Below are 26,114 nucleotides of genomic sequence, written 5' to 3'. Positions count from 1 at the left end.
CCGGGGCGGGGCTCAGCCCGCAGCGCCCCGTTCCGCCTCCTCGTGCAGGAACGCGCTGATCTGCCCGGCGATGCCCTCCCGGCCCGCACCGGCGGCCGGGTCGAGGAGGTCCTCGTCGACGCCGATACCGCCGGACCACAGGTACCGCTCGGTCCACTCCTCGTCGACCCGCAGCTGGACCTGGATGTCGAACTGGGTGAGGTGGCCCTCGGGAGCCGCCGCGTACAGCACGGAGGTGGCGCGGCGCAGCGGGTAGAGGTCGAAGCCCTCGATGAACCGGGAGTTGCGCCAGTCGAGGAAGGCGCTCTCGCCGTCGGGGCCGGTGCGGATGTCGAGCTGGCCGTCCTCCAGGTGGAGGCCGACGTGTTCGGCGCCCCGGTTCTCCACCGTGACCCGGAAGCGGAAGTACGCCAGGCCCTCGGCGGCGTCGTCGCGCCCCCGTGGGGGTTCGGCGCACTCCGCCTGGTGGACGCGCACGCGCAGGCCGGCCAGGTCGCCCTCGTACTCCTGCCAGTCCCCGATCACATTGGGCTCGCGCACCGTCCACCTCTCCACATCGGCGGGACATCTCCCGCGTTCGCGCGCACCACAGTGCCACACCCGTCCGGCGTCCCGTCGCGGGGCATCACCGCCGGTCAGAGGTGATCAAGCCGTGTGCAGCGACGATTGCCGGGAGGGCGCCGACAGGCAGGTTCCGTACGTGCCGCACATCACGTCCACGGTCCACCGTGCGGATGGACGGACGCCGAGTTGCCGATTCCCCGCGCGCGAGGCCGACGCCGTACGCTACGTTCGATCACCGCCGGTTGGCGCACCGCTCGGCGAGGTCGCGTGCAGGGAAGGTTCTGAGCGTCGCATGGGCACCTTCGGTTTTGCTCCACCGACGGGACCGGTCATGACCGGAGGGCTGGCCGATCCGCTGTTCGAGACGGCGTACCGTGATCCCGCTCTGCCGCAGATCGCGCGCCGCGATCCCGCCTTCCCGGGCACCTGGACCCGGGTCAGCGCGGCCGAGACCCGGGACGAAGTGGCCGACCTGGCCAAGGGGTTGATCGCGTCCGGGATCCGGCCGGGCAACCGGATCGCCGTGATGGCCCGCACCCGCTACGAGTGGACGCTGCTCGCCGTCGCGCTGTGGGCCGTGGGCGCCGAGATCGTGCCGGTCTGTCCGACGTCGTCGCGCGACCAGATCGAGTGGATCCTGCGGGACGCGACCTGTGTGGGCGTGGTCGTCGAGGACGAGCTGGGCGTGATGACGGTCGGCTCGGTGTGTGCCAAGCTCCCTCTGCTGCGCTACGTCTGGCAGTTGGACACCGACTGTCTGCCGCGGCTCGTCGAGGCCGGCCGGGACGTACCGGACGCGACGGTGGACTCGTTGCGCCGCATCGTCATGCCGGACTCCACGGCGGTGATCGCGTACACGTCCGGCACGACCGGCCGCCCCCGGGGCTGCGCGCTCTCCCACCGCAGCCTGGCCAGCCCCTGCGACACACTGCTCGCCGGCTGGCGGCAGACGGCCGCCCTGCCGGGCGAACAGCCGGCGATCCTGGCGTTCCTGCCGTTCTCGCACGTCTACGGCCTGATGATCCAGGGGATGTGTCTGCGCGGCGGGCTGCTCCTCGCGCACGAACCGGAGCCGACCGAGGAGGCGCTGTCCGACGCGCTGCGGTCCTTCCGGCCCACGTTCCTCTTCGGTGTGCCCTATCTCTTCGAGAAGATCTACAAGAACTTCCTGCGCAAGGCCCAACAGGCCGGCCGGGGGCCCCTGTTCGAGCGCGCGGTGCGCACGGCCCAGGACTACGCCCTCGCCGCGGAGCGGCAGCGGCTGGGCACGGGCGCCGGTCCCGCCATGGACCTGAAGCTGCAACACGCGTTCTACGAGAAGACGGTGTACCGCAAGCTGCGCGGGGCCCTCGGCGGCCGGGTGCGCGGCGGCTGTTCCGGCGGCTCCCCCCTCAACCGCGACCTCACGCTGTTCTACGCCGGTATCGGCATCCTCGTCCACGACGGGTACGGCCTCACCGAGACCGCCGGCGGCATCACGGCCCAGCCGGTGGGCCGGGAGAAGTTCGGCACCGTGGGCCGTCCGCTGCCGGGCACGGAGATCCGGGTGGCCCGGGACGGGGAGATCCTGGTCAACGGCCCTTCCGTGTTCCAGGGTTACGTCAACGACGAGGCGGGCACGCGGGCCGCGCTGCAGGACGGCTGGCTGGCCACGGGGGACATCGGGCGGCTGGACAACGAGGGGTACCTGTCGATCACGGGCCGCAAGAAGGAGATCATCATCACCAGCGGGGGCAAGGGCGTGGCCCCGGCGCCGCTGGAGGAGCAGCTGCGGACGCATCCGTTGATCCACCAGGCGGTGGTCGTGGGCGACGACCGGCCCTGCGTGGGCGCCCTGCTCACGCTGGACCCGGAGTTCCTCGCGCACTGGCGGGGCTCGCTGTCCGCGCCCGGTGAACTGCTGGGCCGGGAGGCGCGGGAGGAGAACGCGCTGCGCCAGGAGGTCCTGCGGGCGATCGCGGCGGCCAACAGCACGGTCTCGCGCGCGGAGTCGATCCGTGTGTACCGCATCCTGCCCGAGCCCTTCGACCTCGCCAACGGCCTGCTCACCCCGTCGATGAAGCTGCGCCGGGACGCCATCGTGCGGCGGTACGAGGCGGAGATCGAGGCGATGTACGCGACCTCGGCGCGAGCCGTCCGCCGCAGCGTGCCGGAGGAGACCGGGGGCTGGGACGACTCGGACTCCGACGACGTCTTCCGCCGCATGCGGCACTGACGAAGCGACACGACCGCGCGGGACGCGCGACAAGAACGGCCGAGAAGCCGTACAGAACACACAGGGGGATCATCGATGGCGCGTATGGGTCCGAGAAAGCTGCTGACCACGGTGGTGGCGCTGGGCGGAGGGGCGTTTCTGTTCGGCGCGGCGGTGCTCCGGCTGGAGACGCAACTGAACGGTGTCGCGGGGCAGTTCGTGGTCTCCGGGTGCGAGGTGTCCGAGTCGCGCGGCGACGACGAGTGGCAGTGCAGGGGCTCCTTCCGGGCCGACGACGACGCGTTCCGCATCCCCGAGGTCGAGGTGGACACCACGTTCGCCACCAGGCCCACCGGCCCGGTGCCGGTCTACGTGGACGACGCGTCCTCGACCACGGCCGTCGAGCGGGACAACGGCGTCTGGCTGTATCCGGGCGCCACCGGGCTGGCGTGCCTGGCCGTGGGCGGCTGGAACGTCCGGTCCGCGCTCAGGCGGCCGAGGGAGGAGCCGGTGGCTCCGGCTCCCGCCTGACCGCCTGACCTCAAGACCGCCCGACCACGGTTCGGGCGGCTGTTGACGAAACGGTCCTCGGGATGCGGAGATGCTCCGGGCGACAGCGGGAAACCGCTTCCCCGCGAGCACTCCGCACCACCGTGAGACGAAGGCTGAGGACCAGGACCCATGGCACTGCAGATCAGCGCCACCAATCCGGAACACCCCGCGCTGCTGCTCGAACTGCCGTGGCACGTGCCGCTGGAGGAGTGGCCCGAGCACCATCTCGTGCCGCTCCCCCGCGGTATCTCCCGGCACGTCGTGCGCTACGCCCGGGCCGGCGACGAGGTCGTCGCCGTGAAGGAACTCGCCGAGCGGCCCGCCCTGCGCGAGTACGAGCTGCTGCGTGACCTGGACCGGCTCGGCATCCCGGCCGTGGACGCCCTCGGCGTGGTCACCGGCCGGCTCGACGACGCGGGCGATCCCCTGGAGTCCGTGCTGATCACCCGGCACCTGGGCGGCTCGATGCCGTACCGCTCGATGTTCGAGACGACCATGCGTCCGGCCACCATGCACCGTCTGATGGACGCCCTCGCGGTCCTGCTGGTGCGACTGCACCTCGCCGGGTTCGCGTGGGGCGACTGCTCGCTGTCCAACACGCTGTTCCGGCGGGACGCGGGCGCGTACGCCGCCTATCTGGTGGACGCCGAGACGGGCGACCTGCACACGCGGCTCAGCTCCGGGCAGCGCGAGTACGACCTCGATCTCGCCCGGGTGAACATCAGCGGCGAACTGCTGGACCTGGAGGCGTCCGGGGCGCTGCACCCCTCGGTGGACCCCATCGAGTTCGGCAACGAGATCTGCTCCCGCTACCACGGGCTGTGGGAGGAGCTGACGCGCCGCTCGGTGTACCCGGCCGGGAAGTACCACTACATCGAGCGCCGGATCCGCCGTCTCAACGAACTCGGTTTCGACGTCGCCGAGATGCAGATCGAGCACGCCGACAACGGGGACACGGTGACCTTCGTGCCCAAGGTCGTCGACGCGGGCCACCACCAGCGTCAGCTCCTGCGGCTCACGGGCCTCGACACCGAGGAGAACCAGGCCCGGCGGCTCCTGAACGACCTGGAGAGCTGGATGGCCACCCAGGACGACTACGCCCCGGGCGACCCCCTCGGCGCCCGCCCGGAGGTGTTGGCCCACCGCTGGGTGCGGGAGGTGTTCCGCCCGACCGTGCGGGCCGTCCCGCTCGAACTGCGCGGCTCGATGGACGCGGCGGAGATCTACCACCAGCTCCTCGAACACCGCTGGTACCTGTCCGAGCGGGCCCAGCACGACATCGGCCTGGACACGGCGGTGAAGGACTACATCGACAACGTCCTGCCGAGGACCCTTGCGCTGCTGCCGCCACCGGCGGAGGACGTCTCCCCCATGTGAACCGCCGGGTGGCCCGGGCCGCCGGCCGCCCTCACCGGTGCGGGACCACGGCCACCGGGCAGTGCGCGTGGTGCAGGACACCGTGCGTGACCGAACCGATCCGGGCGCCGACGGCCGTACGGCGGGCGCGGCGCCCGACCACCATCAGCTGGGCCCGCTGCGCCACGGACAGCAGCACCTGCCCGGCGCTGCCGATCTCGACGTGCTCGGTGACGGGCACCTCGGGGAACCTCTCCCGCCACGGCTCCAGCGCGGCGGCCAGCGCCTTCTTCTCGTACGGCTCCAGACCGCCGGCCTCGTCGAGGAGCCTCAGCGAGCTGGGGCTGTACGCGTACAGCGGCGGCAGCGCCCACGCCCGGACCGCGCGCAGGGACGCCCCGCGGGCCGCCGCCGTCTCGAAGGCGAACCGCAGCACGTCGGCGCTGTCCTCGGCCGTGCCCTGCTGGCCCACCACGACCTCACGCCCGGCGGCCTCGCCCGCCGGGCTGTCCGCGGCGCGGACGAGCACCACGGGACGCGGCGACTCGACGATCACCTGCTGCCCGACGGAGCCCAGCAGGAAACCGATCACCGCGCCGTGCCCGCGCGAGCCGAGCACCAGCGTCTCGGCCTGCCCGGCGGCACCGACCAGGGTCTCGACCGGCGGGCCCTCCAGCAGGTCCGTCGTCACCGCCAGCTCCGGGTGCCGCTCGGAGACGCTTCGCGCCGCCTGCGTGAGCGCCTCCCCGGCCCACTGTGCCTGCCCGTCCCGGTCCACGGCGACCGCCTCGTGCGGCTCCCACTGCCACGCGTGCACCACCCGCAGCGCCAGGCCCCGGCGTACGGCCTCCCGGCCGGCCCAGGCCAGTGCGGCCAGGCTCTCGGGCGTGCCGTCCACTGCGGCGGTGATCGGGCGCGTCGTCATCGGCCACCTCTCTGTCCTCACATCGCTGACGGGCCCAGTCTTCACTACGCTCGCCGTATGGCCTTGGAGTGGGAGCAGTTGGTGGTGGACGCGGCCGATCCGGCGGCCCTCGGACGCTGGTGGGCGCAGGCGCTCGGCTGGGTCGTCGTCGACGAGTCCCCCGAGGAGTACGAGATCCGTCCGGCCCCGGACCGCCTTCCCGGCCTCCTGTTCGGGCTCGACCGAGGGAGCAAGACCGGCAAGAACCGGTTGCACCTCGACTTCCGCCCCGACGACCAGGCGGCGGAGGTCGCCCGCCTCCTCGCCCTCGGGGCCCGGCACGCGGACGTCGGGCAGAGCGGTGACGAGGCGTGGGTGGTACTCGCGGACCCGGAGGGCAACGAGTTCTGCGTACTGGCCCCGCGCGGGAGCTGAATCCCCGGCGAACGGCTCCGGCCTGCGGCCGAGCGGAAACCGAGCGAACCCGGACGGTCGAACATACGATGGGCGCATTGGCTCGGGGTGGAGGCGTATGACTCAGGCGGTCGGTCCGGCGCGGAACGTGATCCTCACGGTGGATGACGATCCCGGGGTGTCCCGTGCGGTGGCACGGGACCTGCGGCGCAGGTACGGCGAGTCGTACCGGATCGTGCGGGCGGAGTCCGGGCAGTCGGCGCTGGAGGCCCTGCGGGAGCTGAAGCTGCGCGGGGACCAGGTGGCGGTGGTCCTGGCCGACTACCGGATGCCGGAGATGAACGGCATCGAGTTCCTGGAACAGGCGCTGGACGTCTATCCGGGCGCCCGGCGCGTCCTGCTGACCGCCTACGCCGACACCGGCGCGGCGATCGACGCGATCAACGTCATCGACCTCGACCACTATCTGCTGAAGCCGTGGGACCCGCCGGAGGAGAAGCTCTACCCCGTCCTGGACGACCTGCTGCAGGCCTGGCGGGCCGCCGACCGCACCTGTGTGGGCACCACGAAGGTCGTCGGGCACCGGTGGTCGGCGCGGTCGTCCGGCGTACGCGAGTTCCTGGCGCGCAACCAGGTGCCGTACCGCTGGTACTCCTCGGACGAGCCGGAGGGGCGGCGCCTGCTCGCGGCGGCCGGCGCGGACGGCGCGCGGCTGCCGCTGGTCGTCACCCCGGACGGCACACCGCTGGTGGCGCCGGAGGACCCGGAGCTGGCGGAGAAGGTGGGGCTGGCCACCACACCGGCCCAGGAGTTCTACGACCTGGTCGTCATCGGCGGCGGGCCCGCAGGGCTCGGCGCGGCCGTGTACGGGGCCTCGGAGGGGCTGCGGACCCTGCTCGTCGAGCGATCGGCCACGGGCGGGCAGGCCGGGCAGAGTTCACGCATCGAGAACTACCTGGGCTTCCCCGACGGGGTGTCCGGCGGGCAGCTCACCGGCCGCGCCCGGCGCCAGGCCACCAAGTTCGGGGCGGAGATCCTCACCGCCCGCGAGGTGAGCGGCCTGGAGGTGAACGGGGCGGCCCGGACCGTCCGGTTCTCCGACGGTTCGACGGTCGCCGCGCACAGCGTGATCCTGGCGACCGGCGTGTCGTACCGCCAGCTCGCCGCGCCGGGCTGTGCGGACCTCACCGGCTGCGGAGTGTTCTACGGGTCCGCGCTCACCGAGGCGGCCGGCTGCCAGGGGCACGACGTGTACATCGTGGGCGGCGCCAACTCGGCCGGGCAGGCCGCGATGTACCTGGCGCGCGGCGCCAAGTCCGTCACCCTGCTCGTACGCGGCGAGTCGCTCACCGCGTCCATGTCGCACTATCTGATCCAGCAGCTCGGGGAGGCGCCGAACGTCTTCGTGCGCCCCGGCACGGTCGTCGAGGCCGCGCACGGTACCAACCAGCTGGAGCAGCTGACGCTCAGGGACCTGGCGAGCGGGCGTGAGGAACTCGTCGACGCGCAGTGGCTGTTCGTGTTCATCGGCGCCGAGCCGCACACCGACTGGCTGGAGGGAACCGTACTCCGCGACGAGCGCGGGTTCATCGTGGCCGGGCCCGACATGACCGCCGACGGGGGCCCGCCGCCGGGCTGGGAGCTGGACCGGCCGCCGTACCACCTGGAGACCAATGTGCCCGGCGTGTTCGTCGCCGGGGACGCGCGGTCGGAGTCCGCGAAGCGGGTCGCGTCCGCCGTGGGAGAGGGAGCGATGGCCGTGATGCTGGTGCACAGGTATCTGGAGCAGTCATGACAGCCGGACGGACGTCGTCGTGAGCGGGCAGCCGTCGCCGTGCGACCGGGCCGAGCTGGGCAGGCTGTTCCTCTTCGAGAAGCTGGACGACGGGCAGTTGGACCGGCTGTGCGGCGAGGGCCGGGTGGAGCGGTTCGAGCCCGGCCCCGTCTACCGGGAGGGCGAGCCGGCCACCTGCTTCTTCGTGCTCCTGGAGGGCACGGTGGTGATGTCCCGGCAGGTCGGCGAGGACGACGTGGAGATCAGCCGCAGCTCCCAGGTCGGCGTGTACGCGGGCGCCTTCCAGGCGTATCTCGGCGACCAGGCGGACCAGGCCCGCTACAAGGGCTCGATGCGGGTGACAGTGCCCTCCCGGTTCTTCGTCCTGCCCGCGGACTCGTTCGCCCGGATCATGCGCGACTGGTTCCCGATGGCCGTCCACCTGCTGGAGGGCCTGTTCTTCGGTCAGCAGAACACCCAGCGGACCATCAACCAGCGCGAACGCCTGCTGGCGCTCGGCTCGCTGTCTGCCGGGCTCACCCATGAGCTGAACAACCCTGCCGCCGCGGCGGTGCGGGCCACCTCCGCGCTGCGGGAGCGGGTGGCCGGGATGCGGCACAAGCTCGGGGTCATCGCCGCCGGGCCGTACAAGAGGGCCATGCTGGAGTCGCTGGTCGATCTCCAGGAGCGGACGGCCGAGCAGGTCGCCAAGGCGACCCCGCTCAGTCCGCTGGAGGCCTCCGACCGGGAGGACGAGCTGTCGGACTGGTTCGACGACCACGGCATCGCGGGCGGCTGGCAGCTCGCTCCGAACTTCGTCCAGGCCGGACTCGACACCGCCTGGCTGGACCGGGTCGCGGCCGCCGTCGACGAGCACACCCTCGAAGGCGCGGTCCGCTGGCTCAACTACACGGTCGAGACCGAGCTGTTGATGAACGAGATCGAGGACTCCACGACCCGTATCACCCAGCTCGTCGACGCGGCGAAGCAGTACTCGCAGCTCGACCGGGCGCCCTACCAGAACGCCGACGTCCACGAACTCCTCGACAGCACCCTGCTGATGCTGTCCGGGAAGATCGGCGAGCGGATCGAGGTGGTGAAGGAGTACGACCGCTCGCTGCCGCGCATCCCGGCCTATCCGGGCGAGTTGAACCAGGTGTGGACGAACCTGATCGACAACGCGGTCTCCGCGATCAACGAGACGGGCGGCGCGGGCACGCTGACGGTACGCACGGCGCTCGACCACCGGGACCAGGTGCTGGTCGAGTTCCGTGACACCGGCCCCGGTATCCCGGCGGAGATCAAGGGCCGTATCTTCGACCCGTTCTTCACCACCAAGCCGGTCGGGCAGGGGACCGGGCTCGGCCTCGACATCTCCTGGCGCATCGTGGTCAACAAGCACCACGGCCACATCGAGGTCCGGTCCCGGCCGGGCGAGACCCGCTTCCAGGTGTTCCTGCCACTGACGGCGCCGGCGGCGGACCTGGACCTCACGCTCGCCGACGACCCCGCCGACGACCCGCCCCACGACCCCGACCTTTCCGAGGAGACCCGATGACGCCGCCCGCCGGAATCGACCCCGCCGTGCCGCCGAGCGGCGAGGGCTGCGTGGAGTGCGAGGCGGCCGGGGGCTGGTGGTTCCACCTTCGGCGCTGCGCGCAGTGCGGGCACGTCGGCTGCTGCGACTCCTCGCCCTCGCAGCACGCGACGGCGCACGCGAGTGGCGCCGGGCATCCCTTCGTGCGGAGCTTCGAGCCCGGGGAGTCCTGGTTCTGGAACTACGAGACCTCCGAGATGTACGAGTCGGGACCCGACCTCGCCCCGCCGCTCAGCCACCCTGTGGAACAGCCGGTGCCGGGCCCTGCCGGGCGGGTGCCGGACGACTGGACGGATCGGCTGCGGTGACGTGACGCGGGGGGTGGGAGGTGGCTGAGGCTGTCCGGCGGGTGCGGACCCGGTGGGGCTTCTCGCGCAGTTCCCCGCGCCCCTGAAGAACCGGGGCTGCACCCCGCGCTTTTCAGGCCGCAGGACCGCAGCTCCAGGCCCGCAGGACCGTGGCCTTTCAGGCCCGCGGGGCCTGCTTTCCGGGGCGCGGGGAACTGCGCGAGCAGCCCCCACCGGGCCGCAGATGACCGCACCACCGAACGGAGTGCCACCGTGTTGATCGGGATCGACGAGATCAGGGAAGCCGCCGCCACCATCGCCGGCCATGTCGTGCGGACGCCGACCGTCCCGAGCCCGGGGCTGTCCGAGCTGCTCGGTGTCCCCGTGACCACGAAGCTGGAACTGCTGCAGCGGACCGGCTCGTTCAAGGCGCGCGGCGCCACGGCGAAGCTGCTGGCGCTGACGCCCGCCGAGCGGGCGGCCGGCGTCGTCGCGGTCAGCGGCGGCAACCACGGCATCGCGCTGGCGCACATGGCCGCCGCGCTGCACACCAAGGCCACGGTCGTGATGTCCCGGTCCGCACCCCGGCGCGCCGTCGACCGCGTCGAGGCGGCCGGCGCCTCGCTGCGGCTCACGGACGGCATGGCGGAGGCGTTCGCGCTGACCGAGCGGCTGCGCTCGGAGGGCCTCACCCTCGTCCACCCCTTCGACGACCCGCTGGTGATCGCCGGCCAGGGCACCGTCGGCCTGGAGTTCGCCGCGGACACCGAGGGGACGGACGGCCCCGGCGCGCTCACCGACGTACTCGTGAGCATCGGCGGCGGCGGCCTGATCGCCGGTGTCGCGGCGGCCTTCGAGGCCCTGCGCCCCGGCGTCCGCGTCTGGGGCGTGGAGACCGTCGGTGCGACGGCCATGACCGAGGCCCTCGCGGCCGGCGGCCCCGTCACGGTCCCCCTCTCCTCCGTCGTCACCACGCTCAGCGCACCCTCCGTCTCCCGGCTGACCTACGACCATGCGACCGCCCTCGTCGAGGACGTCCTCGTGGTCCCCGACGCGGAGGCGGTGCGGGGCGTCCTGGAGTTCGCCGAGCACGCCAAGGTGTGGACGGAACCCGCCGCCGGATGTCTGCTGCCCGCGGCCCGGCAGGTGCTGGAGCGGGTCGGCGACGGCGCTCGGCTGGGCCTCGTGGTCTGCGGCGGCAACGCGACCACGGCCGACATCACGGACTGGGCAGAGCGGTTCGGACTGCGGTGACGGGCCGTCCGGGACCGGCATCATGCTCGGATGACCTCTCCCACCGAGCACGTCCCCGTGGTCGTCGCCGGTGCCGGACCCGCCGGGCTTCGCGGAGCTGTTCATCGGCAAGGACACCGATCACCAGGCACCGACCACCAGGCACGGAACGGACGCCCTCAGCGGTCGTCGTGGCAGCAGCCGTCCTGGCGCATCAGCCGGCCCACCTCCAGCCAGTCCTCCTCGGTCCCCGCGGCCTTCGCGCGCCGGGCCGTGGGGCGGTACGCGGCCACCAACTCCTCGGTGGTGTGGAGGTGTCCGCCCCGCAGGACCGACACCGTGCGGACGAGGTCGGCGAAGTCCGTGAACGGGTCGCCGTCGACGACGGTCAGGTCGGCGAGCCTGCCCGTGGCGACCGTCCCGAGGTGGTCGTCCAGGCCGAACAGCCGGGCCGGGAGCGCGGTCGCGGTGCGCAGGGTCTCGGCCGGGGTGAGTCCACCGGCGTGCAGGGCACGCAGGGCGAGGTGGAGGGAGAGACCGACGGCGACCAGCGGCTGGTCGGTGCCGAGGGCGACTGCCCCGCCGGCCGCGAGGATCCGCCGGTAGATGTCGGTCTCGGTGCGCAGCGCGGCGAGTTGGTCGGGTGTCGGCGGAATCCCCGCCCCCTGCCGGACGAGGGCGGCGTCCCACGGTGGCATCACGACCGTGACCCGGGGGTCGTCGGCCAGGGACGGGTCCGCTCCCATGAGGGGCGCGGCCGTGAAGGGGGTGGCGATCAGGGAGAAGTCCACGCCCTGTCGGGTGTAGATCTCCACGACGTCCTGGTAGGACCGCCCGGCGGCGGTCGTGGCGTGGCCGAACTCGGCCCGCTGGGTGGCCTGCAGATGGGTCGTCAGATCCTGGCCGAGCTGGACGCCCGGGGAGAGCAGATGACCGCCCGTGCGGACACCGAGGCGTTCGTGGGCGAAGCGGGCCGCCTCGCCCATCACCCAACCGGGCGCCCGCACGTACGTCTTGACGAAGTCCCAGTCGAGCGCGGCGGCCCGTTCCAGTGAGCGGCGCAGGCCCGCCCTCGTCCGGTGGGCGCGTCCCATGCTGTACGCGACCCGTCCGCCGTCGAGGAGTTCCCCGGTGGTGAGCAGCCGGGGCCCGGCGAGCCGGCCGGCGTGCACCTCCTCGCGGATGCGGGCCTGTTCATGGGCGAAGCCGCCGAGGGAGACGGCGGTGGTGACGCCGTAGGTGAGCTGACCGGCGGCCTGGCGGCTGCCGTAGGTGCTCTGCCAGGGGTGGGTGTGGGTGTCCCACAGGCCGGGGAGCACGGTGTGCGCGGAGGCGTCGACGCGGCGGAGGGCGGCCGTGCGACTGCGCCGGTGGTGTTCGACGGCGGTGATCCGGCCGTCGCGTACGACGATGTCGACGTCGTCGCGGACCGTCTCGCCGGTGCCGTCCCACAGGCGGCCCGCGTGGACGACGGTGTCGGCGGGGGCGGGCCGGGTGCGGTCGAGCGGTACGCGGACGGTGCGCGGGCGGTCGCCGGAGACGTCGACGAGGCGCAGGCGGATGCCCGACTGGTACAGGAGCGTGGTGGAGTCGCCGGACCAGCTGGGGTGGTCGGCGGGTTCGGTGGTGAGGGTGCGGAGCCTGCCGCGCGGGGTGCCGTCGGGGGTCACGGGCAGCAGGCAGAGCGCGGACTCGACGATCACGGCCATCCAGCGGCCGTCGGGCGACCAGACGGGCCCGGAGTCGTACCGGTCGGCGATCGAGGTGTGCGGTGCGACCGTGTGCAGCCGGTCGGCGCCGGTCGTGGCGTCCACGACCCGGATCAGGTTGTAGCCCTCGCGGAAGCGGGCGCCGAGCCGGTTGCGGTCGCACAGCGCGAGGTACCGGCCGTCGGGCGACCAGCTCGGCCTGCCGGGGATGCCGCCTCCGCCGAGCGGGGCGACGAGGACGCGTTCCTCGCCGCTCGCCAGGTCCCGCACGACGAGGCGTCCGGCCATGTCGAGGCACGCGAGCCGCTGCCCGTCGGGCGCGAGGGCGGGCATCACCCGGCCGCCGGTGGCGAGGGCGGTCTCCTCGCCGGTGGCCAGATCATGCCGGTACACGCCGAGGAGGCCGTCGCGGTCGTCGGCGTGGACGAGGGACCGCCCGTCGGGGGCCCAGGAGGGTGCGAGGAGCCAGCGGGTGGGCGGGGACTGCCGCAGCCGCTTCGGCGGGCGACCGCCCGACGTGCCCGCCAGCCAGAGCGCGTTGAGGGCGGCGAACGCGACGCTCCGCCCGTCCGGGGAGAGTGCGGGCAGGTGGATGCCTCGTGCGGGCCGCACGCGTGCCTCTCCGAGGTCGTACTCCTTGACGCGGCGGCGCGGCCGGTCCACGGGGAGGGTCCCCTCGAAGGGGATCTCCCGCGGTCGTGCGGGCGCTTCGGGCCGTAGGAGGGTGAACCGGCCGTCCACCGTGAGCAGCAGTTCGCCGTCGGCCGTCCAGCAGGGCGGCACGGGCGCGAGGTCGCCGTCGACCGGGACGGGTTCCCCGCCGACGACGAGGGTGCAGGAGCCGTGGGGGGAGGCGGTGGTGCGCAGGTACGCGAGGCGGCCGTCCGGGGCGAGGGCGGGGGTCATGACCTGCGCGGCCGCGGTTTCGGTGTGCTCGACGGTCACGGGACCGGTGCCGTCGGCGGCCACGGCGGCGACGGTGCGGGACTCGACGGCCGGGGTCGTGCCGGTGGTGACGACCTTGCCGCGTACGAACAGCAGCCGGGTGCCGTCCGGTGACCAGGTGGGGTCGAAGTCCTCCCAGCCGCCGTCCTGGAGGGGGCCGTCCTGGCCGGGGAGGCCGGTGACGCGGGTGATGTCGCCGGTGCCGAGGTCCAGGACGTGGACGCGGTAGGGGCATCCGCCGGCGGGCGCGTCGGGGTCGCCGCCGCGTTCGGAGCAGAAGGCGATGCGGGTGCCGTCGGGTGACCAGGCCGGGGCCCGGTCGTCCCAGGGGCCGTCGGTGCGCCGCCGGAGCTCGGAGCCGTCGGGGCGCATGGTCCAGAGGTGGAAGCCGCCGCCCTGGTAGGCGCAGAACGCGACGAGGTCGCCGTCCGGGGAGTAGGCGGGCCGGTTGGGTTCGAGACCGGCCGGGGTGAGGGGGACCGCTCTGCCGCCGCCGCGCGGCAGGGACCACAGGCCGCTCTGGATCTCGGCGATCAGGGTGTCACCGGTGGGGGCGAGGGTCGCCGAGCCGTTGGTGGCCCGGGTGAAGGTGAGGGCGAGGCCGGAGGTGCCCGGCCGGGCGGTCCCGGACGCCGCCGCGCCGGTGGTGCCGAGGACCACGGCCGCCCCGGTGGCCCCGGTGGCGGCGAGGAGTCGGCGGCGGGTCAGGGGCGGGGTGCGGTGACTCTGGTCACGGTCCATGACACCGCACGCTCGCGCACCTCACGGCCCACCGGCAACACCGCCATTCACGCCATCGGGGATGTCACCCGCGGGTGTGACGGCGGCCGGTGGCACACGTCGGCACGACGGCGCCCGGGCCCGGTCGTCACCGGAACGACGGCGCCCGAGGCCGGTCGTCGGCGCCACGACGACCCGGGCCCGGTCGGCGGCGACGGCGGCGGCGGCGATGCCGGGATCGGGCGGCGGCGCAACGGCGCGGTGGTCAGTCGTCGGCGTGGCGGCGGCGTATCCAGGTCGGCAGCACGAACCAGCACAGCAGGTACCAGAGGAGCACGCAGCCCACCAGCCAGGGCACGAACTCGTCGTGCGTGGCCACGCGCAGGATCAGCAGCAGCGCGGCCGTCATCGTGGCGAGCAGCAGGACCAGGCCGACGACGGTCAGCCGTGCGGCCCACCGCACGGCGGCGGGCTTGATACGGCGTCCGGCGACGATCCGGTGGAAGGAGACGGGCCCGATGAGGGCGCCGGTGGCGGCGGCGCCGAGGACGACGGTCACGATGTAGATCGTCTTCTCGGTCTGCGCCAGCTCGTCGTAGCGCGGAGTGAACACGACGGTGAGCAGGAAGCCGAACAGGATCTGCACACCGGTCTGGGCGACCCTCACCTCCTGGATGAGTTCGCTCCAGCGGCGGTCGGCCCGCTCGTCCTCGGTCTCGTCACGCCCTCGGCCCCGCTCGCCTCTCACCTCGGTCACGCACCCTCCCTGTTCATGTCGATGTTCCCTTTCCTGCATGGCGCCGTTCCTCGACCACCAAGCACCTGCCTCGCCGTTTCAGTCGCACGAGCGAATCCGGCCGACGCAGACCGCCCCGGTCGCAGCGACTCGTGAGCCCTCCTGTCCGGGCCCGGCTCGCTCACACCTTGCGCCAGCGCGCCATGGCGAAGGAGAAGATCCCGAACAGCACGAGCCCGGCCGCGACACAGGCGAGGAGCACCGGGCCGGCGGGGGTCTCGGCGAAGGAGCGGATGGTGTCGTCGAGGCCCTTGGCCTCGTCCGGTTCGTACTGGATCGCGGCGCGCACCGCGAAGCCACCCGCCGTGGCGAACACCAGGCCGCGCGCCACCCCGCCGCCCACGCCGGTCACGTCGACGAGCCGACGGATCCGCCGGGACATCTCCCCGAGCCGCAGATGCTTGTGGTACGAACGCATCACGGCCCGGACGCCGATCCACACACCGGCGGCGATCACCCCGACCCCCGCCGCGCCCACCAGCCACTGGCCGCCGGGCAGTTCGAGGGCCCGCGCCGTCACGTCGCGGGACTGCTGGTCGCTGGAACCGCCCCCGCTGCCCTCACCGGCGGCGAAGGTCAGCACCGAGTAGGCGACGAAGGCGTAGAAGACGAAGCGCGCGGCGGACGCCAGCCGCTTGGTCACCTTGCGGCCGTCCGGCCCCGCCGCGCCGAACACGGCCTCCGACAGCCGCCACAGCGCCATGCCCACCAGGCCGATGCCCAGGGCCCACAGCAGCACGGAACCCAGTGGTTTCTCGGCGATCTCCTCCAACGCGCCCTGTCTGTCGGCCTGTTCCGAGCTTCCGCCGAAGGCGATCTGCAGGGCCAGTGCCCCGACGAGCAGATAGATGACGCCGCGTGCGGTCAGCCCCGCACGCGCCGCGCCCTCCGTCACCGAACCTCGCGCGGCACGCCCGCGCCCCACCCCCAGAGTGGTCATCAGCCGCGCCCCTCCCGCCCCTCGACCCGCAGTTGCAGTTGCACTTCCTGGTCCCCGGCGTCCACACCGACCTGGCGGACGCTGTACGCCTCCTCCAGCGCCTCGCGCAGCAGCCGTACGGCGGGCGGACTGCCCTGCACCTCGACCGTGACGGGTGCGGACGGCGGCTCGGGGGGTGCGCCCGCACCGGAGGCGACCGCGGCGGCGGTGTCGTACATGCCGGTCCACATCGTCGGCCGGCCGGTGCCGGTCTCGTGCGGCGGATCGTCGGCGCGCCGGTCCGTCTCGAAATGGGTGCGCAGACAGGCGAAGACGCGTTCGGCGTCGTCGGCCGAGCAGTCGCAGAGCACGACCTCGACCTGGGACACCGGCAGGCTGGGCAGGGTCACGAGCCTTCTCCCTCGTGTGGGCGACAGGATGCGGGTACCCCGAGTACCCCCATGGTGTGCCCCAAACGAGGTTCTCGCAGGTCGCGCGCGAGGCGCCGGGGGCTGGCGGGCCGTGGGCTATGTTGAGTGCTCGTGGCAGACGAAGGAGGCGCGCGCGTGCCATCGCCGCAGCAGGCACGTGCGCAGGCATCAGCGATCACGTCCGGGCGGACCGCCCCGGAGACCGAGCAGTCGCCCACGTCCCGGCTCAGGGAACTGTTCGACGGCCCCCGGCTCTCCCCAGGACAGCGGCGGATCGCCCAGTACCTGATCGAGCACATCACCGAGGCCGCGTTCCTGTCGATCACGGATCTGGCGGAACGGGTAGGCGTGAGCCAGCCCTCGGTGACCCGGTTCGCCGCTGCCGTCGGATTCAGCGGCTACCCCGCGCTGCGCGAGCGCCTCCAGGCCATCGCGCTCGCCACTCTCGGCAGCGCCCCGGGCGTCGTCGCCGCGGACCGCAGCAACGAGCTGCAGGCCGCCGTGGACGCCGAGATCGAGAACCTGGAGAACCTGCGGCGCGACTTCGCCGACCCCGACCAGGTGATCCAGGTCGGCCGCGCCCTGTCCCGCTCGGCTCCGCTGACCGTCCTCGGGCTCAGGATCTCCGGTGCGCTCGCCGAGTACTTCGCGTACGCCGCCCGCCGTATCCACCCCGACGTCCGGCTGGTGACGAAGGGCGGCACGGTCGCCTACGACGCCCTGCTGCAGTCCCGGGAGGCGGGCGGCACCTGGGTGCTGGCGTTCTCCATGCCCCGGCACGCGCAGGAGACGCTGACCGCGCTGCGCGTCGCCCACGGCGCCGGTCTGAGGGTGGCCCTGGTCACCGACCTGGCGCTCGGCCCGCTCGCGGACGAGGCCGACGCCGTCTTCGCCATCGGCACCGGCTCACGCCTGGTCTTCGACTCCTACGCCGCCCCCGTGATGATGTCCTCCGCCCTGCTCCAGGCCATGACGGACGCCGACCCCGAGCGCACCCAGGCCCGGCTGGAGGCGTACGAGCAGGTCTCGGAGCAGCACCACTTCTTCCTCCGGGACTGATCCCGCCCCGCCCGCCGGGCCGGGCCGCACCGGGCCGGGGCGCAGGGGATTCTTCACCCCACCCCCTGCATGAATTTTTCCATGCCCTTGCATACTCGGGGGTATATATAAATACTGCTCCCCGGATCGTGACCCGGTGGGACGCCGGGTCACGTCGTCCACCCGGGTCCGTCCGCTCCTACCCGCCACGGCGCCCCGGGTGAGGCGGCCCCGGCCATCCCCTATGCCGGGGCCGCCCAGACTCCACCACCCGCTGCAACCCCATGGCGTCGATGCAAGACCGGAGTGTTGAACATGGCCCTGACCACCTCGCCCCTCCGCACGGACTGGCCGTGTCAGGTCAAGACACCCGGCAGTTACGACTGGGAGAGGTCCGCGGCCAAGTGGCTGCGCGAGCTGGTGCCGGCCCGGTACGGCAGCTACCCGGCGATGATGCGGCACCCCGTACTGCTCGCACGCCACGCCCAGATCCAGGTCCAGCACGAGATCCGGGTGGCCCGTACCGCCCTGCAGACCGCCCGCTCCGAGCTGCCCAGCCTCGGCATGTCCGAGTCGGTCATCGAGCACACCATCAAGATGTACGCCGCCGAGGTCATGCAGCTGAACCACATGGCCCGCTCCATCCGGGCCGTCAGCCAGGCCCTCGTGGACCACAACCTCGCCCGCGCCTCGAACTGACCCCGCCCCGCTCCCCGCGCGCCGCGATACCGGGCGCCCTGCGGGGGAAGACGATGGGCAGGCACAGGCCGGGCGCACCGCCCGGCCCGACTGAGGGGCGGACCGATGGATTCCTGGACATGGGGTGTGATCGCCGCGATCGCCCTGGTCGCGGCCGCCGTCCTCGGCGTGGCCGTCTGGCTGCTGCTGAGGCTGGTGCGCACCCGGCGCGAACTGAACCGGGCCGGGCTCCCCACCGGCCCCAAGTGGGTCTTCTGGGGCGCCGTCCTCTATCTCGTCCTGCCGACCGACCTCGTACCGGACCCGGTGTACCTGGACGACATCGGCGTCCTCCTGCTCGCCCTGCGGACGATGCGCTCCGGCCGCCAGGACGCGCCGGCCGGCGAAGGACAGGAGGGCACGGGAACCGCCCTGCGGGGGTGAGACGTTGTCGGGCTGACGGTCACTGCGACGGACGGCACCGATGAGCGAGCTGGTCCCCGGGGGCAATCTCCCCCTGCCGAGCGGCACCCTGACGATCAGGGTGCCGGGCCCCTTCGACGTGTCCGCCCTCGTCACCGACGACACCGGCAAGGTCCGCGGCGACGCCGACCTCGTCTTCTACAACCAGCCGGCGGCACCGGGCGCCCGGCTGACCGGCCAGACGCTGACGGTGGACCCGGGCGCCCTGCGTCCCGGCGCGACCCGCCTCACCGTCGCGATCAGCCCGGCCGCCCCCGACACGCCGTTGGGCCACCTGCCCGCCCCGACCCTGCTCGTCACCGGGGCCGCCGGCCGCGCGATCGCCCGCTTCACCCCGCCCCGGCCCCGGCACGAGACCGTACTCCTCCTGGCGGAGCTGTACCGCAGGGGTGCGGACTGGAAGCTGCGGGCCCTGGGCCAGGGCTACGCCGACGGACTGGCGGGGGTCGCGAGGGACTTCGGGGTGGACGTGGTCGAGGAGGCACCCGCCGCGCCGTCCGGACCCCCGTCCCCGCGCACCGCGCGAACGGCTCCGCCGGACCCCCACACGGACGGCTTCCTCGACCTGGTCAACTCCGTCCGGACCGCCGCGGGTTCCCCACCCGTGGTGCTGGACTCCCGGCTCACGGCCGCGGCCCGGGCGCACGCCACCTCGATGGCCGCACAGGGCCGACTGACCTCCGAGGGCGAGGACGGTGTCTTTCTCCACCAACGCCTCACCGCCACCGGATACACCTATCTGGCCATCGGCGAACACCTGGTCTCCGGTCCCCGTACCCCCGCCGAGTTCGTGGACCACTGCCGCTCCGACCGGCGAGCCGGGCAGATCCTCCGCGAACGCGCCTGCACCGAGACCGGCCTCGGCCGGGCCACCGACCCCCGGTCGGGGACGGTGTACTGGACGGCGCTGTGGGCCGAGCCCTTCTCCCCCGCGGGCCTGCGCCGGACGGCCGCGGACGTCATCACCCTCACCAACGCCGAACGGGCCGGCGCCGGTCTCCCCCCGCTCTCCCCCGACCCCCTCCTCACGCACGCCGCCCAGGCCCACAGCGCCGACATGGTGGCGCGGGCGTTCTACGCGCACACCTCGCCGGACGGGGGCGAGCCGTGGCACCGCGCGGCGGCGGCCGGATCCACCCACCGGTCCGTCGGGGAGAACATCGCGTGCGGCCAGCGCTCCGCCGCCGAGGTCGTGACCGGCTGGATGAACAGCCCCGGGCACCGCGCGAACATCCTCAAACCCGGCTTCACCCATATCGGTGTCGGATTCGTCGGCGGCGGCGCGGCCGGCACGTACTGGACCCAGCTCTTCGGCGGCTGAAACCGACCCGCCGCGGCTGTCCCTCTTTCGAGTCGCTCAACTCACCCCCGCCTCCGGCTACTTGACTCTCCGTGATCGCTGGACTCCAATGCACCCTGTCGATGACGGAGAGCAACAGGAGACGAATCAGATGGTTTCGAGAACGGTGGGCACGGGTGTGGCGACGCTCGGCGCGATCGTCCTGTCCCTCGTGGCGGTCCCCGCCCACGCGGCCCCCCAGGCCGGGCCCGACACGGCGGGGCTGCGAAAACTGCTGCGCACGGCGCTGTCGCAGGGGGCGCCGGGCGCGTTCGCGAGGATCGACGACAACGGCACGGTGCACCACCTGGCGGAAGGTGTCGCGGACCGGAGCACCAAGCGGGCCCTCGGAACCGGGGACCGCATCCGCGTGGGCAGCGTCACCAAGACGTTCACGGCGGTGGTCCTGCTGCAGCTGGTCGACGAGGGAAAGGTCAAGCTCGACTCCTCGGTCGACACCTACCTGCCGGGGCTGCTGCCCGACAAGAAGATCACCGTGCGCCATGTGCTCAGCCACCGCAGCGGGCTGTACGACTACGCCAACACCCTCTTCTCCCCCAGCGTGGCGGGCTTCGAGAAGGTCCGCAACAAGGTGTTCACCTACCGCCAGCTGATGGACATGTCGCTCGCCGAGCCGCGTACCAACAAGCCCGGCGCGGCCTACGCGTACTCGAACGCCAACTTCGTGGTCGCGGGCATGCTCGTCGAGAAGATCACCAAGAAGCCGGTGGCGACGGCCTACCAGGACCGGATCATCAAGCCGCTGAAGCTGGCCGACACCTTCTACGTCCACCCGAAGAACACGATCCCCGGCAAGTACTCCCGCGGCTACATGACCGCCGACTCCACCGGCCGGAAGATCGACTCGACCCAGCAGACCACGTCCTGGGCGCAGAGCGCGGGCGCCCTGGTGTCCAGTGCCAAGGACCTGAACAAGTTCATGTCCGCGCTGGTGCAGGGCAAGCTCACCTCGGCCGCGCAGCTGAAGCAGATGCTGAAGTGGACACCGGTCAACAGCACCCAGGCGTACGGGCTGGGGCTGCGTCGGCGTGATCTGTCGTGCGGGGTCTCGGTGTACGGGCACACGGGAACCGTGCAGGGCTACTACACCTGGGCGTTCACCTCCAAGAGCGGCAAGCGCAGTGTGACCTCGTTCGCCAACACGTCCAACAACGGCCCGGTGTACGCGACGGTGAACAGCACGCTGGAGTCCACGTTCTGCGGCTGAGGGTCGGTCGGGGCCACCGGCGTCTCAGTCCGCCCGCCTCCGGCGGCGGCCGGGACGCCGGTGCGGGGGCTGCCGCGGCACCGGACCGGAGGGTTTCGGTGCCGGGATGTCCATGCGCCGGGGTTTGTCGCCGTCGAGGGTGACCGGCTCGCCGTGGTGGCGGATCGTCAGGGTGTCGCCGGAGAGCAGCTCGTAGGTGGCGTGCCGGGGTTCGATCCGTACCCGCAGACAGGTGTCGAGCAGGCCGACGTGGAAGGCGAGCCCGCTCAGGCGCTCGGGGAGGCGGGGCGCGAAGCTCACGGTCGTGCCGTGCTGCCGCATTCCGCCGAAGCCGGCGACGAGCGCGGTCCAGGTGCCGGCGAGGGAGGCGAGGTGGAGGCCGTCGCGGGTGTTGTCCTCCAGATCCGCCAGATCCATCATCGCCGACTCGGTCAGATAGTCGTAGGCGAGATCGAGGTGGCCGACCTGGGCGGCGACGACGGCCTGGCAGCAGGCGGAGAGGGAGGAGTCTCGGACGGTGAGCGGCTCGTAGTAGGCGAAGTTGCGGGCCACCTGGTCGTCGTCGAAACGGTCGCCGCACTTGTACATCGCGAGGACCAGGTCCGCCTGTTTGACGACCTGTTTGCGGTACAGGTCGAAGTAGGGGAAGTGCAGCATCAGCGGGTACCGGTCGGGCCCGGTGTTCTCGAAGTCCCAGCGCTGGTGGCGGGTGAACCCGGCGTGCTGTTCGTGCACCCCTCGCTCGTGGTCGTAGGGGACGTGCATGGCGTGGGCGGCGTCGCGCCACGCGGCGCTCTCCTCGTCGTCGACGCCGAGGCGCGCGGCGCGGTCGGGGTGGCGTTCGACGGCGTCGGCGGCGGCCAGGAGGTTCCCGCGGGCCATGAGGTTGGTGTACGTGTTGTCGTCGACGACGGCGCTGTACTCGTCGGGGCCGGTGACGCCGTCGATGTGGAAGGCGCCGTGGTGGTCGTGGTGGCCGAGGGACCGCCAGAGCCGGGCGGTCTCCACCAGGAGTTCGACGCCGGTGTCGCGTTCGAAGGCGGTGTCGCCGGTGGCGGCGGTGTGCCGGACCACGGCGTCGGCGACGGCGGCGTTCACGTGGAAGGCGGCCGTGCCGGCGGGCCAGTAGGCGGACCGTTCCCGACCGTTGATGGTGCGCCAGGGGAACGCGGCGCCATTGAGGCCGAGTTGGGCCGCGCGGTCGCGGGCGGCGGGCAGGGTGTTCTGGCGCCAGCGCAGGGCTTCGGCGACCGCGCCGGGCGCGGTGTGGGTGAGCAGCGGCAGGACGAAGGTCTCGGTGTCCCAGAAGGCGTGGCCGTCGTAGCCGGAACCGGTGAGGCCCTTGGCGGGGATGGCGCGCTGTTCGGCGCGGGCGCCCGCCTGCAGGACGTGGAACAGGGCGAACCGTACGGCCTGCTGGATCTCCTCGTCGCCGTCCACCTCGACGTCGGCGCGGGCCCAGAAGTCGTCGAGGTAGGACCGTTGTTCGTCGACGAGACCCTGCCAGCCGCCGTACGCGGCGGCGGAGAGGGCGGCGTCGACCTGGTCGCCGACGGCGGGCAGCGACCGGGTGCCGGACCAGCCGTGGGCGACGGTCTTCTCCACCCGCAGCCGCTCGCCGGGGCGCAGGACGGTGGTGGCGGTGAGGCGGGCGACGTCGTCCCTGCTCTCCGCGCCGGTGGTGATGTCACCGGGGCCGGTGACGACATGGTCGGCGGCGGCGGCGACGCGCAGGCCGCTGCGCCGGGTGCGGTGCACGAGCCGCAGCCGTGTCCCGTCCGCGAAGTGTTCCTCCGCCTCCAGCGGTGTCCTCAGGGCGACGGCGGCCCGTGGGTCGCCCTTCCGTTCGGGCAGTTGTTCGTTGGCCACCAGCTCCGACTGCACGACGACACGTGCCTCGCCGTCGACGGCCTCGACCTCGTAGGCGACGGCGGCGATGGCCCGCTGGGTGAACGACACCAGACGGGTGGTGCGGATCCGGACGGTCGTGCCTGCCGGGGAGGTCCACTCGCAGCTGCGGCGCAGGAAGCCGGCGCGCAGGTCGAGGACGCGTTCGTGGGAGCGCAGCCGGCCGTAGCGCAGGTCGAAGGGTTCGTCGTCGACGAGCAGTCGCAGGATCTTGCCGTTGGTGACGTCGATGACCGTCTCCCCGGATTCGGGGTAGCCGTAGCCGGCCTCCGCGTACGGCAGCGGGTGGAGTTCGTGGACGCCGTTGAGGTAGCTGCCGGGCAGGCCGTGCGGCTCGCCCTCGTCGAGGTTTCCGCGCCAGCCGATGTGCCCGTTGGACAGCGCGAACACGGATTCGCTCTGGGGCAGGACGTCGAGATGGAGGCCCTGTTCGCGCAGGGACCAGGGTTCGACGGCGTACGACCGGTGGGTGATCACGCCCAGTCCCCCAGTTCCGTCAGGTCCGCCACGACGATGTCGGCGCCGTGGGCGCGCAGGGCGTCGGCCTGGCCGACGCGGTCGAGTCCGACGACCTGGCCGAAGCGGCCCGCGCGTCCGGCATCCATGCCGGCGAGGGCGTCCTCGAAGACGGCGGCGTCGGCGGGTTCGACTCCGAGGTCGTGGGCGGCGGCGAGGAAGGTGTCCGGACGCGGTTTGCCCGGCAGCCCCCGCTCGGCGGCCACCACTCCGTCGACGCGTACGTCGAAGAGGTGCTCGGCGCCGATCGAGCGCAGCACGTCCCGGCAGTTGGCGCTGGAGGAGACGACGGCGGTGCGCAGCCCGTGGTCGCGGACCCGCTCGACGTAGCGCAGGGTGCCGTCGTAGGCCTCGACGCCGTCGGTGCGGATGAGGTCCAGCAGGATCTCGTTCTTGCGGTTGCCGAGGCCGTGCACGGTGGGGGCGTCGGGCGGGTCGTCGGGGGTGCCCTCGGGGAGGTGGATGTCCCGGGAGGCGAGGAAGGTGCGCACGCCGTCGGCGCGGGGGCGGCCGTCCACGTACCGGTCGTAGTCGGCGGACGGGTCGAAGGGCCGGAAGGCGTCGCCGTCACGCCGGCGCAGGAACTCGTCGAACGCACGCCGCCACGCCGCGGCGTGCACGACGGCGGTCCTGGTGATGACCCCGTCGAGGTCGAAGAGGCAGGCGCGGATCCTCTTCGGCAGGCCCAGTTCGGTCGGTCGGGTCGTCTGTGTCATGGAAGGGGGGTTCCCCCCGCGGCGGGGGTCAGTGGCCGGGGCGGGTGAGAAAACGGTCATCGGCGGCTGAGGCTGCCGCCGCCGTGGGCGCGGCCGAGGGCGTGGAGGTGTTCCAGGGCGTCGAGGACGACGGTCCGGTCGTACCAGGCGAGCCACTCGCCGGCCTCGGCGCCCACGACGGACAACTCCTTGGTCTGGGCGCGGGTCAGGCCGCGCAGCGGACGGTCGAGATGGGCGGAGACCATGCCGACCACCAGCCCGGACGAGGTGGTCAGCGGCACGCTGTGGCAGGCGCGGCTGCCCGCGCGCAGGATCGCCTCGCGGGCGTCCTCGGTGAACACCGGGTCCGTCGCCACGTCATGGACGGTGACCTGGGACACGTCCCGCGCGGCCTTGGCGCAGGCGGTGCCGTCGTCGCCGACGTGGGCGAAGAAGTCGACGAAGTCCGCCGTGAGTCCCGTGTGCCGCTCGATGCGCAGTCCGCCCTCCGCGCGGTCGGCGATCTGGACGTTGCCCATGTCGGTGCCGACGACGGCGAGGGTCTGGCTGAGTACGGCGGCCAGGACCCCGCCGCGGTTGCCGCGGCGGTCACGCGCCGCTTCGAAGCCGAGGGCCGGCTCCGCGCGCCGGATCCGGCCGGGGAACCAGGGGGTGCCGCGACCCTCCGGACGGGGCGCGCCCAGCGCCGCCTCGGCCAGGGTGCGCAGCTTGACGTTGTACTGCTGCGAGGCCCGCTGGAGCAGCGCGAAGGCGGACTCGGCGTCCGGCAGGGCATAGCGCTCCCGGAGCATGCCCTGGGCCTCGGCGATCAGGGGACGGCCTTCCATCCGGGTGCGCAGCTGCCGCACCTCGGCGCGCAGCCGCGCCAGTTCCTCCCGGACCTCCTCGTCCTCGCCGTCGGGCTCCGACCAGGGACTCGCTCGCATCCCGCACCTTCCGCTGTTCTCGTTCGGCAGCAGCAGTGCTCGTCTGCCCGCTCCCTGTCCGCGTACGCCGGATCGGGTCTACCGTCGACGGCATGCCTGTGACCTTCGACGACCTGCTGCACCGGGCCGCCGCTCTGTCCCGCCCCGGCCGCCGCGCGCTGCTCGGTATCGCCGGCTGCCCCGGCGCGGGGAAGACGACCCTGGCCGAGCGGCTGACCCGGGCGCTCAACGGCGACGGGGAGCCCTGGGTCGCCCATGTCCCCATGGACGGCTTCCACCTCGCCGACGTGGAACTCGACCGCCTCGGCCGCCGGGACCGCAAGGGCGCGCCGGACACCTTCGACGCGGTGGGGTACGCCGCCCTGCTGGAGAGGCTGCGCCGGGACGAGGACGACGTCGTGTACGCGCCGGGCTTCGAGCGCACCCTGGAGCAGCCCGTCGCGGGTGCGATCCCGGTGCCGCCGTCGGCCCGTCTGATCGTCACCGAGGGGAACTACCTCCTGATGGACGAGGGGCCCTGGGCGCGGGTCCGGTCCCGGCTCGACGAGGTCTGGTTCTGCGACCTCGACGAGACCGAGCGGGTACGCCGGCTCGTCGCCCGGCACGAGGAGTTCGGCAAGGGGCACGCGGAGGCGGTCGCCTGGGTCGACGGTACGGATCGGCGCAACGCGGAGTCGGTGGCGGCGAGCAGGCGTCACGCCGACCTGGTGGTGCCGGCGTCGGCGAGGCCGGTGGTGGGGGCGTAGGGGGCGGGGCCGGGTGGGGTGCCGGCTGCGGGCGGGCAGCAGCCCGGCGTCGTCAGGAACGCCGGGCTGCTGGTATCGGGGCCTGTGATCAGGCGTGGAGCGTCAGGGTCGGTTCCCCCCGGTCGTCGCCCGCCGGGTCGC

At 72.9% G+C, this 26,114-nt stretch carries 23 protein-coding genes; 14 read left to right on the top strand and 9 right to left on the bottom strand.

The annotated features are described in order from the left end of the window. Positions 1-12 precede the first annotated feature (12 nt). The gene (locus H4687_RS41310) at positions 13-540 is read right to left on the bottom strand and encodes a hypothetical protein (protein WP_020115068.1); all 528 of its coding nucleotides are present in this window, start codon (positions 538-540) and stop codon (positions 13-15) included. 316 nt (positions 541-856) lie between these two features. On the opposite strand from H4687_RS41310, the gene H4687_RS41305 reads away from it, so the two are divergent. From H4687_RS41305 to H4687_RS41295, 3 genes are all read left to right on the top strand, one after another. Beyond that, positions 857-2,779: an AMP-dependent synthetase/ligase gene (locus H4687_RS41305; protein ID WP_046914148.1), complete on the top strand. Its 1,923-nt coding sequence runs from the start codon at positions 857-859 to the stop codon at positions 2,777-2,779. Positions 2,780-2,854: 75 nt separating this feature from the next. After that, on the top strand, positions 2,855-3,289 hold the full coding sequence (locus H4687_RS41300) for a hypothetical protein (RefSeq protein ID WP_225966971.1): 435 nt from the start codon (positions 2,855-2,857) through the stop codon (positions 3,287-3,289). A gap of 150 nt (positions 3,290-3,439) precedes the next feature. Next, positions 3,440-4,687, top strand: coding sequence for a DUF4032 domain-containing protein (locus H4687_RS41295; RefSeq protein ID WP_046914146.1), 1,248 nt, complete (start codon positions 3,440-3,442; stop codon positions 4,685-4,687). 31 nt (positions 4,688-4,718) lie between these two features. Here the strand turns inward: H4687_RS41295 and H4687_RS41290 are convergent, their stop codons facing one another. Then, positions 4,719-5,591, bottom strand: coding sequence for a universal stress protein (locus H4687_RS41290; protein WP_046914145.1), 873 nt, complete (start codon positions 5,589-5,591; stop codon positions 4,719-4,721). A gap of 57 nt (positions 5,592-5,648) precedes the next feature. Here H4687_RS41290 and H4687_RS41285 point away from each other — a divergent pair, with 57 nt between their 5' ends. The 5 genes from H4687_RS41285 (at position 5,649) to H4687_RS41265 (ending at position 10,896) form a co-directional block, all read left to right on the top strand. Continuing rightward, positions 5,649-6,005, top strand: coding sequence for a VOC family protein (locus H4687_RS41285; RefSeq protein WP_046914144.1), 357 nt, complete (start codon positions 5,649-5,651; stop codon positions 6,003-6,005). 97 nt (positions 6,006-6,102) lie between these two features. Beyond that, positions 6,103-7,779 (top strand): FAD-dependent oxidoreductase, encoded by a 1,677-nt coding sequence (locus tag H4687_RS41280; RefSeq protein WP_046914143.1) that lies wholly within the window; start codon positions 6,103-6,105, stop codon positions 7,777-7,779. Between the two features lie 19 nt (positions 7,780-7,798). After that, positions 7,799-9,316, top strand: a complete 1,518-nt coding sequence (locus tag H4687_RS41275; protein ID WP_046914142.1) for an ATP-binding protein — start codon at positions 7,799-7,801, stop codon at positions 9,314-9,316. Next, positions 9,313-9,663: a UBP-type zinc finger domain-containing protein gene (locus H4687_RS41270; protein ID WP_046914141.1), complete on the top strand. Its 351-nt coding sequence runs from the start codon at positions 9,313-9,315 to the stop codon at positions 9,661-9,663. Before H4687_RS41275 ends, H4687_RS41270 begins: the two co-directional genes overlap by 4 nt. 255 nt (positions 9,664-9,918) lie before the next feature. Continuing rightward, complete coding sequence (locus tag H4687_RS41265; RefSeq protein WP_046914158.1) at positions 9,919-10,896, top strand: threonine/serine dehydratase; 978 nt, start codon at positions 9,919-9,921, stop codon at positions 10,894-10,896. A gap of 158 nt (positions 10,897-11,054) precedes the next feature. Here H4687_RS41265 and H4687_RS41260 read toward each other — a convergent pair whose 3' ends face one another. The 4 genes from H4687_RS41260 to H4687_RS41245 all read right to left on the bottom strand — a co-directional run bounded on the left by H4687_RS41260 (position 11,055) and on the right by H4687_RS41245 (position 16,374). Further along, positions 11,055-14,270: an amidohydrolase family protein gene (locus H4687_RS41260; RefSeq protein WP_046914140.1), complete on the bottom strand. Its 3,216-nt coding sequence runs from the start codon at positions 14,268-14,270 to the stop codon at positions 11,055-11,057. A gap of 244 nt (positions 14,271-14,514) precedes the next feature. After that, positions 14,515-15,045: a DUF6328 family protein gene (locus H4687_RS41255; RefSeq protein ID WP_225966970.1), complete on the bottom strand. Its 531-nt coding sequence runs from the start codon at positions 15,043-15,045 to the stop codon at positions 14,515-14,517. 121 nt (positions 15,046-15,166) lie between these two features. Continuing rightward, complete coding sequence (locus H4687_RS41250) at positions 15,167-15,985, bottom strand: DUF1206 domain-containing protein (RefSeq protein WP_050398648.1); 819 nt, start codon at positions 15,983-15,985, stop codon at positions 15,167-15,169. Further along, positions 15,985-16,374 (bottom strand): hypothetical protein, encoded by a 390-nt coding sequence (locus tag H4687_RS41245; protein WP_050398646.1) that lies wholly within the window; start codon positions 16,372-16,374, stop codon positions 15,985-15,987. Before H4687_RS41245 ends, H4687_RS41250 begins: the two co-directional genes overlap by 1 nt. A gap of 156 nt (positions 16,375-16,530) precedes the next feature. Between H4687_RS41245 and H4687_RS41240 the strand changes: the two genes are divergently transcribed. From H4687_RS41240 to H4687_RS41220, 5 genes are all read left to right on the top strand, one after another. After that, positions 16,531-17,454: a MurR/RpiR family transcriptional regulator gene (locus H4687_RS41240; RefSeq protein ID WP_005483905.1), complete on the top strand. Its 924-nt coding sequence runs from the start codon at positions 16,531-16,533 to the stop codon at positions 17,452-17,454. 294 nt (positions 17,455-17,748) lie between these two features. After that, positions 17,749-18,132 carry a hypothetical protein gene (locus H4687_RS41235; RefSeq protein ID WP_020115075.1) on the top strand — a complete coding sequence of 128 codons (384 nt, stop codon included), beginning with the start codon at positions 17,749-17,751 and terminating at the stop codon, positions 18,130-18,132. A 105-nt stretch (positions 18,133-18,237) separates the two neighbouring features. Beyond that, positions 18,238-18,555, top strand: coding sequence for a YkvA family protein (locus H4687_RS41230; protein ID WP_046918680.1), 318 nt, complete (start codon positions 18,238-18,240; stop codon positions 18,553-18,555). A gap of 40 nt (positions 18,556-18,595) precedes the next feature. Continuing rightward, entirely contained in the window at positions 18,596-19,915 is a 1,320-nt protein-coding gene (locus H4687_RS41225; protein ID WP_050398644.1) for a CAP domain-containing protein, read from the top strand. Between the two features lie 130 nt (positions 19,916-20,045). Then, the gene (locus H4687_RS41220) at positions 20,046-21,161 is read left to right on the top strand and encodes a serine hydrolase domain-containing protein (RefSeq protein WP_046919596.1); all 1,116 of its coding nucleotides are present in this window, start codon (positions 20,046-20,048) and stop codon (positions 21,159-21,161) included. 24 nt (positions 21,162-21,185) lie between these two features. On the opposite strand, the gene H4687_RS41215 is transcribed toward H4687_RS41220, so the two are convergent. The 3 genes from H4687_RS41215 to H4687_RS41205 are packed head-to-tail and all read right to left on the bottom strand — an operon-like array spanning position 21,186 to position 25,227. After that, complete coding sequence (locus H4687_RS41215; protein ID WP_046919595.1) at positions 21,186-23,546, bottom strand: glycoside hydrolase family 65 protein; 2,361 nt, start codon at positions 23,544-23,546, stop codon at positions 21,186-21,188. Next, a complete protein-coding gene (locus H4687_RS41210) occupies positions 23,543-24,301 on the bottom strand; it encodes an HAD family hydrolase (protein WP_046919594.1) in 759 nt (252 codons plus the stop codon). Before H4687_RS41210 ends, H4687_RS41215 begins: the two co-directional genes overlap by 4 nt. A gap of 56 nt (positions 24,302-24,357) precedes the next feature. After that, complete coding sequence (locus tag H4687_RS41205) at positions 24,358-25,227, bottom strand: ANTAR domain-containing protein (protein ID WP_050398643.1); 870 nt, start codon at positions 25,225-25,227, stop codon at positions 24,358-24,360. Between the two features lie 92 nt (positions 25,228-25,319). Here H4687_RS41205 and H4687_RS41200 point away from each other — a divergent pair, with 92 nt between their 5' ends. After that, positions 25,320-25,973 carry a nucleoside/nucleotide kinase family protein gene (locus H4687_RS41200; RefSeq protein ID WP_050398641.1) on the top strand — a complete coding sequence of 218 codons (654 nt, stop codon included), beginning with the start codon at positions 25,320-25,322 and terminating at the stop codon, positions 25,971-25,973. The last annotated feature ends 141 nt before the right edge of the window (positions 25,974-26,114 follow it).

Source organism: Streptomyces stelliscabiei, from assembly GCF_014873495.1.
Lineage (GTDB): Bacteria > Actinomycetota > Actinomycetes > Streptomycetales > Streptomycetaceae > Streptomyces > Streptomyces bottropensis.
Note: the sequence above shows the minus strand (reverse complement) of the source record. Positions and strands in the feature narration are given on the sequence as shown.